General features: G+C 69.3%; 10 protein-coding genes. 8 read left to right on the forward strand and 2 right to left on the reverse strand.

Features of this window, described 5'->3' with window-relative positions:
• Nucleotides 1-82: 82 nt before the first annotated feature.
• Entirely contained in the window at nucleotides 83-964 is an 882-nt protein-coding gene (locus tag VET29_RS38185) for a FliA/WhiG family RNA polymerase sigma factor (protein ID WP_324930269.1), read from the forward strand.
• Here the strand turns inward: VET29_RS38185 and VET29_RS38190 are convergent.
• Nucleotides 961-1,350: a murein hydrolase activator EnvC family protein gene (locus VET29_RS38190; protein WP_414636713.1), complete on the reverse strand. Its 390-nt coding sequence runs from the start codon at nucleotides 1,348-1,350 to the stop codon at nucleotides 961-963. The genes VET29_RS38185 and VET29_RS38190 overlap by 4 nt on opposite strands.
• Nucleotides 1,351-1,851: 501 nt before the next feature.
• Here VET29_RS38190 and rpsB point away from each other — a divergent pair.
• From rpsB to VET29_RS38220, 6 genes are all read left to right on the forward strand, one after another.
• Nucleotides 1,852-2,694 (forward strand): 30S ribosomal protein S2, encoded by an 843-nt coding sequence (gene rpsB, locus VET29_RS38195; protein ID WP_324930248.1) that lies wholly within the window; start codon nucleotides 1,852-1,854, stop codon nucleotides 2,692-2,694.
• Nucleotides 2,695-2,730: 36 nt separating this feature from the next.
• Nucleotides 2,731-3,546: a translation elongation factor Ts gene (gene tsf, locus VET29_RS38200; protein ID WP_324930272.1), complete on the forward strand. Its 816-nt coding sequence runs from the start codon at nucleotides 2,731-2,733 to the stop codon at nucleotides 3,544-3,546.
• Nucleotides 3,547-3,639: 93 nt separating this feature from the next.
• Nucleotides 3,640-4,362: a UMP kinase gene (pyrH, locus tag VET29_RS38205; protein ID WP_324930251.1), complete on the forward strand. Its 723-nt coding sequence runs from the start codon at nucleotides 3,640-3,642 to the stop codon at nucleotides 4,360-4,362.
• A 33-nt stretch (nucleotides 4,363-4,395) separates the two neighbouring features.
• Nucleotides 4,396-4,953: a ribosome recycling factor gene (gene frr / locus VET29_RS38210; RefSeq protein WP_324930254.1), complete on the forward strand. Its 558-nt coding sequence runs from the start codon at nucleotides 4,396-4,398 to the stop codon at nucleotides 4,951-4,953.
• Between the two features lie 9 nt (nucleotides 4,954-4,962).
• A complete protein-coding gene (locus tag VET29_RS38215) occupies nucleotides 4,963-5,862 on the forward strand; it encodes a phosphatidate cytidylyltransferase (protein ID WP_414636714.1) in 900 nt (299 codons plus the stop codon).
• 22 nt (nucleotides 5,863-5,884) lie between these two features.
• A complete protein-coding gene (locus VET29_RS38220; RefSeq protein ID WP_324930260.1) occupies nucleotides 5,885-6,637 on the forward strand; it encodes a class I SAM-dependent methyltransferase in 753 nt (250 codons plus the stop codon).
• Between the two features lie 265 nt (nucleotides 6,638-6,902).
• On the opposite strand, the gene VET29_RS38225 is transcribed toward VET29_RS38220, so the two are convergent.
• Complete coding sequence (locus tag VET29_RS38225; RefSeq protein ID WP_324930263.1) at nucleotides 6,903-7,631, reverse strand: PadR family transcriptional regulator; 729 nt, start codon at nucleotides 7,629-7,631, stop codon at nucleotides 6,903-6,905.
• Nucleotides 7,632-7,770: 139 nt separating this feature from the next.
• On the opposite strand from VET29_RS38225, the gene rlmN reads away from it, so the two are divergent.
• Complete coding sequence (gene rlmN / locus VET29_RS38230; protein ID WP_324930266.1) at nucleotides 7,771-8,874, forward strand: 23S rRNA (adenine(2503)-C(2))-methyltransferase RlmN; 1,104 nt, start codon at nucleotides 7,771-7,773, stop codon at nucleotides 8,872-8,874.
• Nucleotides 8,875-9,011 lie beyond the last annotated feature (137 nt).

Below are 9,011 nucleotides of genomic sequence, written 5' to 3' on the forward strand. Positions count from 1 at the left end.
CAACGGCACCGGGCACAACGGCACCGGCCATGTCGGCACCGGCCATGTCGGCACCGGCCACGTCGGTAACGGCCATGTCGGCATGGGGCAGGGCGTCAGTGCCCAGTCCTTCATCAACGGGACCCATGGACGTGCGGAGCCCGTGACATTCGGGTTCGGGGAGACCGCCGGGGTGCTGCCCGGTGACCAGCGGACCTTCGACGACGTCGAGGCCGGTATCGTCGCGCTCTGGCGGCGTTTCGGTGAGCGGCGGGAGCAGCCGCTGCGGGACCGGCTCGTGCTGCACTACGCGCCGCTGGTCAAGTACGTCGCCGGGCGGGTCGGTACCGGGCTGCCGGCGCATGTCGAGGTCGCCGACCTGATCCAGTCCGGGATCTTCGGGCTGGTCGACGCCATCGAGAAGTTCGAGCCCGAACGTGGCCTGAAGTTCGAGACCTACGCGATGCAGCGCATCCGCGGCGCCATCCTCGACGACCTGCGCGCACAGGACTGGGTACCCCGCTCCGTCCGCGGTCGGGCGCGCGAGGTCGAGCGTGCCCTCGAACGCCTCGGCGCACAGCTTCGCCGCACGCCCACCGACTCCGAGCTGGCCGACGCGCTGGGGCTCTCACTGCACGAGCTGCGCGACGTCTATGCCCAGCTCCAGCTCACCAGCGTCGTCGCCCTCGACGAACTGGCCGCCGCCGGGCGTGGGCCAACGCCGCTCGCCGACATCCTCGAGGACCAGGAGGCGCTCGACCCCGTCGCGCTGCTCGTTGACCAGGACAACCGGCGGCAGCTCGCCCAGGCGATCGCACACCTGGCCGAGCGGGACCGGGTCGTGGTCACCCTCTACTACTTCGAGAACCTCACTCTCGCCGAGATCGGCCGGGTCCTCGGTGTCACCGAGTCTCGGGTGTGCCAGCTCCACACGCGGGCCGTCCTGCGGCTGCGGGCGAAGCTGCTGGAGAAGTCCGAGGCCTAGCCATCGGCGTCGTCATCCCATGGCAGCAGGCGAACTCGGCCGGTTGACAGCAGGCCCAGCGGGTCGACGTACTCCGTGCCACGCCGGGCGCCCCAGTGCAGGCACGCGGCGGCCGTGCAGCGGTCGTGGCCCGGGGCCGTCAAGCCGATGACGGTGCCGCGGGTTACCTGCTGGCCGGCCACGACCAGCACGGTCAGCGGTTCGTACGTCGTACGGACGCCGCCGTCGTGGTCGATCGACACCAGGCCCCGGCCGGCGAGTGAGCCGGCGAACGCCACCACGCCGTCGGCGGCGGCCAGTACCGGGGCGCCCGGCTGACCGGCCAGGTCGACACCTCTGTGACCAGGGCCGTAGGGCGTCGACGGTGGCTGGAACGGGCGCGCCACGGGATGAGGCGGCGCCAGGGGCCAGTCGTACTGAGTCGACCTGTGATGGGCCGGCCGGGACGGCGTGGGCGCTCCGCCCGCCGGCGGGGAAGAGCACACGAGCACGGTCAGTACCAGGAGAAAGAGACGGAGAGGCATGGGTCCACGATGCTGGGATCCGGCGACGAAGGCCGGGGGAGGCGGCCGAACTGTGGACAACCGACCGGGCTGTGGACAGCTGGGACGCCCCTACCAGGCCGCCCGCGTTCACGGCCGGTCAACCCGACCGCGTACACTTTTCAACGCGGCCCGTGGTTACGCGGGTCGACTTCGCGTGCCAGTGCGCCTGCCCTCGCGGCAGGCGGCATCCGGCGGTCCCGAGACGACGCTGAAATGCGTCGAGGGTCCGGCTGCCGGCACCGGCACCAGGGCGGGGCGGCACCAACGCCATCTCGCGACAACCGACACCGTGCCGGATCGACACCCCGGCGCGCAAGACAAGAAGAAGGTGCGAACCAGGCCATGGCCGTCGTCACCATGAAGCAGTTGCTCGACTCCGGCGTGCACTTCGGGCACCAGACCCGCCGCTGGAACCCGAAGATGAAGCGCTACATCTTCACCGAGCGCAACGGCATCTACATCATCGACCTGCAGCAGACGCTCTCCTACATCGACCGCGCCTACGAGTTCATCAAGGAGACCGTGGCGCACGGGGGCTCGATCCTGTTCGTCGGCACCAAGAAGCAGGCGCAGGAGGCGATCGCCAACGAGGCGCTGCGTGTGGGCATGCCCTACGTCAACCAGCGCTGGCTCGGCGGCATGCTGACCAACTTCTCGACCGTCCACAAGCGTCTCCAGCGCCTCAAGGAGCTCGAGTCGATGGAGCAGACGGGCGGCTTCCAGGGTCTCACCAAGAAGGAGATCCTGATGCTCACCCGCGAGAAGGACAAGCTGGAGCGGACCCTGGGCGGTATCCGCGACATGGCGAAGGTCCCCTCCGCCGTCTGGATCGTGGACACCAAGAAGGAGCACATCGCCGTCGGTGAGGCGCGCAAGCTCAACATCCCGGTCGTCGCGATCCTCGACACCAACTGCGACCCGGACGAGGTCGACTACCCGATCCCGGGCAACGACGACGCGATCCGCTCGGCCGCGCTGCTGACCAAGGTCGTCGCTGAGGCCGCGGCAGCGGGCCTGATGGCCCGCTCCGGTGTGCGCAACGGCGTCGCGGACGGCGACGAGAAGCCGCAGCCGGGCGTCTCGGACGAGCCGCTGCCGGAGTGGGAGCAGGAACTCCTCGTCGGCCAGAACGCCGCCCCCGCGGGTGGCGACGCGCCCGCCGCGGACAAGCCCGCCTCCGAGTAAGCGCACCGAACCGAAAGAAGGATGGACAGAGCCACAATGGCGAACTACACCACGGCCGATCTCAAGCGGCTCCGTGAGCTCACCGGCGCGGGCATGATGGCCTGTAAGAAGGCCCTGGACGAGTCCGACGGCGACTTCGACAAGGCCGTCGAGCTGCTGCGCATCAAGGGTGCCAAGGACGTCGGCAAGCGCGCTGAGCGCACCACCGCCAACGGCCTGGTCGCGGCCGACGGCGGCGTCATGATCGAGCTGAACTGCGAGACGGACTTCGTCGCCAAGAACGCCGACTTCACCGGCCTCGCGGACCGCATCATCGGTGCGGCCAAGGCCAGCAAGCCGGCGGACCTCGACTCGCTGCTCAAGGCCGACCTGGACGGCGAGACGGTGGCCGACGCGCTGCAGGACCTGTCCGCCAAGATCGGCGAGAAGCTGGAGCTGCGTCGGGTCGTCGTGTTCGACGGCACCGTCGAGACCTACCTGCACCGTCGTGACCCCGACCTGCCGCCGACCGTCGGCGTCGTCGTCGAGTACACCGGCGGCGACACGGAGGTCGCGCGTGGCACCGCCATGCAGGTCGCCGCGATGAAGCCGCGGTACGTCACCCGTGACGAGGTCCCCGCGGACGTCGTGGCCAACGAGCGCCGCATCGCCGAGGAGACCGCCCGCGAGGAGGGCAAGCCCGAGGCTGCCCTGCCCAAGATCACCGAGGGCCGGGTCAACGGGTTCTACAAGGACGTCGTGCTCACCGAGCAGGCGTCGGTGCAGGACTCCAAGAAGACCGTGAAGGCGCTGCTCGACGCGGCCGGCGTCACGGTCACGCGGTTCGCCCGCTTCGAGATCGGCCAGTCCTGACCCGGAAGGCCTGGACCCCAGGCGGTGCCCCACCCTCTGCGAAGAACTGAGGGCGGGGCATTCGCCTGTTGAAAGACCACCGAGGGGAGACCCGTGGAACTTACTAGGCATGGTTTCCGGAGAGTGCTGCTCAAGCTGGGCGGCGAGATGTTCGGCGGCGGTGAGGTCGGCGTCGACCCGGACGTGGTCCAGACGGTCGCGCGGCAGATCGCCGAGGTCGTCCGCGACGGGGTCCAGATGTCGATCGTGATCGGCGGCGGCAACTTCTTCCGCGGGGCGGAGCTGTCGCAGCGTGGCATGGACCGCGACCGCGCCGACTACATGGCGATGCTGGGCACCGTCATGAACTGCCTTGCGCTGCAGGACTTCCTGGAGAAGCTGGGCATCGACACACGCGTCCAGACGGCCATCACCATGGGCCAGATCGCCGAGCCGTACATCCCGCGGCGTGCCGAGCGGCACCTGGAGAAGGGCCGCGTGGTGATCTTCGCGGGCGGCGTCGGTATGCCGTACTTCTCCACCGACACCGCGGCCGCGCAGCGTGCGCTGGAGATCGGCTGCGAGGTCGTGTTGATGGCGAAGTCGGTCGACGGCGTCTACACCGCTGACCCGAAGACCGACCCGGACGCCAAGATGTACGAGCACATCACCCACCGCGAGGTGCTCGAACAGGGGCTCGCGGTCGCGGACGCCACCGCGTTCAGCCTGTGCATGGACAACAACATGCCGATCATCGTGTTCAATCTGCTCACCGAGGGGAACATCGCCCGCGCGGTGCGTGGTGAGAGGATCGGCACTGTGGTCAGCACTCCCTGACCGCGCGGAGCTGATGAGAAACAGGAGCAGGCTTTGATCGAGGACACACTGTTCGACGCCGAGGAGAAGATGGAGCACACGGTGTCGGTCGCCAAGGAGGACCTCGCCTCCGTGCGCACCGGCCGGGCCAGCTCCGGCATGTTCTCGCGGATAGTCGTCGACTACTACGGCGCCCCGACCCCGCTCAACCAGCTCGCCGGCGTCAACGTGCCGGAGGCGCGGATGGCGGTGATCAAGCCCTACGACGTCAGCCAGCTCAGCGCCATCGAGAAGGCGATCCGCGACTCCGACCTGGGGGTCAACCCGTCGAACGACGGCGCGCTCATCCGCGTGATCATCCCCCAGCTCACCGAGGAACGCCGCAAAGAGATGGTGAAGGTGGCCAAGTCCAAGGGCGAGGATGCCAAGGTCGCCATCCGGAACGTCCGCAGGAAGGCGAACGAGGAGCTGCACCGCATCTCCAAGGAGGGCGAGGCCGGCGAGGACGAGGTGAGCCGCGCCGAGAAGGAGCTGCAGCACCTCACCGACAAGTACGTGGGTCAGGTCGAGGACCTCGTCAAGCACAAGGAAACCGAGCTGCTCGAAGTCTGAGCCCGGAGTATGGACATCACCAGCGCACCCACCGGGCCAGAACCCGTCGAGGAGAATCGTGTGACGACCGGCGACGCGGCCGCGCCGTCTTCCGCCCCCAAGAAACCGGGGCGGAACCTGCCGGCCGCGATCGCCGTCGGCGTGCTGCTCGGCGCGGCGGTGCTGGTCTCGCTGCTGACCGTGCGGCAGATCTTCGTGGGGGTCGTCGCCGTCGCGGTAGCGGGCGGGACCTACGAGCTGGCGGGTGCGCTCAAGCGCGGTGGCGACATCCGCGTCAGCCTGTGGCCGCTGCTCATCGGCGGTCAGGCCATGGTGTGGCTGTCGTGGCCCTACGGTCGCGACGGGCAGTTCGCGGCCTTCCTGGTGACGATCCTGGCCTGCCTGGTCTGGCGGCTCCGCGACGGCGCCAACGGCTATGTCCGGGACGTCAGCGCGTCGATCCTGACGGCCGCGTACGTGCCGCTGTTCGCGACGTTCGCGGCGATGCTCGTGGTCGCCGAGGACGGTGTGGCCAGGGTGGTGTCGTTCCTGATCGTGGTGGTGTGCAACGACGTCGGCGGCTACACGACCGGCGCAAAGCTCGGCCGGCACCCGATGGCGCCGAACATCAGCCCGAAGAAGTCCTGGGAGGGCTTCGTGGGTTCGGTGATCCTGGGCACGGCCGCCGGCACGCTCGCGGTGATGTTCCTGCTCGACGGCCAGTGGTGGCAGGGCGCGCTCTTCGGTGCCGCGCTCGTGTGCACGGCGACCATCGGCGACCTGGTGGAGTCGCTGATCAAGCGGGACCTGGGACTCAAGGACATGGGCACCCTGCTGCCCGGCCACGGCGGCCTGATGGACCGGCTCGACTCGCTCCTGCCGTCGGCGGTCGTGTCGTGGCTGCTGCTTCGACTGTTCATTCCGGCCTAGTCCGCATGGTTTCCTGGACTGTGTGGGTCTGGTGTCGCGGGCACGTGAGCGGATAGCGGCGGTGCGCCGAGGCATCGAGGCGTTGCCGAGCCCGAACATCTGGCACTGGCCTGAGACCTACGAGGTCGAGAACCGGGCCCAGGACGTCGACGGCGAGGTCTGGCGGGTGCTCGCCGAGGTCGCCGACTGGCGGGGTCGCGACGTCGTGGACATCGGTTGCGGCAGCGGGTTTCACCTACCGCGCTTCGCCGTGGCCGCCCGGCACGTCACCGGCGTCGAGCCGTACGCGCCACTGGTGGAGCTGGCCAGGGACCGGGTGGCGAGGATGCCGAACGTCGATGCCGCGCTCGGTTCGGCGCAGCGGGTGCCGCTGCCGGACGCGAGCGTGGACGTGGCACACGCCAGGACCGCGTATTTCTTCGGCCCGGGCTGCGAGCAGGGGCTCACCGAGGCGGACCGGGTGCTCCGTCCCGGCGGCGTCCTGGCGATCGTCGACCTCGACGTGCGGCACAAGCCCTACGGCGACTGGATGCGTGCGGACCTGCCGAAATACGACCCGGACGAGGTCGACCGGTTCTTCGAGCGGATGGGCTTCGCCCGCCGGCAGGTCGAGACGCGGTGGCGTTTCGCGGACCGGGCGAGCCTGGAAGCCGTGCTGCGCATCGAGTTCTCCGCCCGGGTGGCGGACCGTGCCGCGCGGACCGTGCCCGGCCTCGAGTTCCAGGTCGGCTACCGGGTCCTGACCAGGCGCAAGCCGGCCGGCGTGATCCGCTGACGGGAGCCCCCGGACGCCGGCACGGAGAACCGTCCGGATCTGTTGCGGCACAACGGCGCCGACTGGGACCTAACCTGGCCATCGCCCGCGACACCCCGTACACCCCGCCGGCGCGAAGCGGCGCGTTATACGCGGACGACGGCCAGGACCGCCCGTCGCTCTCGGCCGGCGAGCGCGAGGCGCTACGTGCCTGGTCCGAGAGCGACTCGAAGCGGTTGGCGGACAAGCTCCGTCAGGCGGCCTGGTCGACCGCCCATGAGCTGACCTAGTCGGTCTCTTCCTCTTCTTCTTCGACGGTGTCCTCCTCGGCCGGGGTGGCCTCGCCGAGGATGGCGTACAGCTCACGCCGGGCCTCGTTGAGAACCTCGACCGCGCGGCGCTTCTGGTTGTCGGTCGCGGCCTGCGCGACCTGGACCGTGGCGCCCATGAGCTGACCGATGGCGTCCCGCAGGCTCACGTCCCGCGGGTCCGCGTCCCGCGCGATCTCCTCCCACGGCGGGGTCCCGATCTTCGCGGCGGCCTCGCGGCCCTCGTCGGTGAGCGCGTACAGGCGACGCGAGCCGGTGCCCTCGTCGTTGATCAGGCCCTCGTCGGCCAGGAGTTGGAGCGTCGGGTAGACGGAGCCCGGGCTGGGACGCCACAGGTCGCCGCTGCGCTCCTTGATCTCCTGGATCATCTCGTAGCCGTGCATGGACCGCTCCAAGAGGAGCGTGAGGATGGCCGCCCGCACGTCGCCGCGCCGGGACCGCCGGCCGCGGCCGCGTTCGCCGTGACCGCGCCGCGGCCCACGGCGACCGATGGGGTCACCGCCGAACGGGCTCGGTCCCGGCATGCCGGGCCAGGGGCCCGGTGGCACAGGCGGGAACGGCGGGAAGCCGCCGCGGCCCTCCGGTGCGTGGAACTGCTCGTGGAACTGTGCGCGCAGGTGGTCTCGCGCGTCACCGAACGGTGTGCGGCCCCCAGAACGATGTTCGTGTCCGAATGATGGACGCATGATTGATTCCTCCCTGTGAAGACTATCGCGTGGTATCGCGATACGTTCACGATATATCGGAACTTATCGCGATGCAACGTTCTGCGCCAACTTGGCCTCTGACCAGGCCTGTTGGCGAACGTGGGACACTGGAGAAGCCATGACTGCACTCCCCCTCGTCTTCGACGCGCCCAAGCGCGGCCTGCCCCCCCGCCACCTCGCCGACCTGTCGGTCGAGGAGCGGCGTGCCGCGGTGGCCGAGCTGGGAGAGAAGCCCTTCCGCGCGAACCAGCTGTCCAACCACTACTTCGGCCGCTTGACGGCCGACGCCTCGGCGATGACCGACATCCCGGCAGCCTCCCGCGCCCGCCTGGGTGACGCGCTCCTGCCGCCCTTGCTGTCCGTGGTCCGCCACGTGAGCTGCGACGACGACACGACACGCAAGACCCTGTGGCGCGCCCACGACGGCACGCTGCTGGAGAGCGTCCTGATGCGGTACCCCGACCGAGTGACGCTGTGCGTGTCGTCGCAGGCCGGCTGCGGGATGGCGTGCCCGTTCTGCGCCACCGGCCAGGGTGGGCTGGACCGCAACCTGTCGACAGCGGAGATCGTGGACCAGGTCCGCGCCGCCGCGGCCGCCATGCGCGACGGCGAACTGGGCTCAGCGGCCCGCCTGTCGAACATCGTGTTCATGGGGATGGGTGAGCCGCTGGCGAACTACAAGCGCGTGGTGAACGCGGTCCGTCGCATCACCGAGCCCGCGCCGTCGGGTCTGGGTATCTCGCAGCGTTCGGTGACGGTGTCGACGGTGGGTCTGGCTCCCGCGATCCGCAAGTTGGCGGACGAGAAGATGCAGGTCCGCCTGGCGGTGTCGTTGCACACGCCGGACGACGAGCTGCGTGACACGCTGGTTCCGGTGAACAACCGGTGGTCGGTGGATGAGGTGTTGGAGGCGGCGCGGTACTACGCCGACACGTCGGGTCGTCGTGTGTCGATCGAGTATGCGTTGATCAGGGATGTGAATGATCAGCCGTGGCGGGCTGATTTGTTGGCGAAGCGGTTGCGTAGGCATCTTGGGCAGTTGGTGCATGTGAATGTGATCCCGTTGAACCCGACGCCGGGTTCGAAGTGGGACGCGTCGCCGAAGCCGGTGGAGCGGGAGTTCGTCCGCCGGGTGAACGAGGGCGGCGTGGCCTGTACGGTGCGTGACACTCGTGGGCAGGAGATCGCCGCCGCGTGCGGGCAGCTCGCCGCGGAGGGCTAGTGTCCCGCGCCGGAAATCAGGCAACTAATTCGGCGGCCCAGCTTCCTGCTGGCGGCGTTGCCGGTTCGCCCAAGTACGACCCAGTACGAGGGCGAACCGGCGTCTTGCCAGCAGAAACCTGGATCCACCGACTTGAT

The organism is Actinophytocola sp. (assembly GCF_035634895.1).
In the GTDB taxonomy this organism is placed as follows: domain Bacteria; phylum Actinomycetota; class Actinomycetes; order Mycobacteriales; family Pseudonocardiaceae; genus Actinophytocola.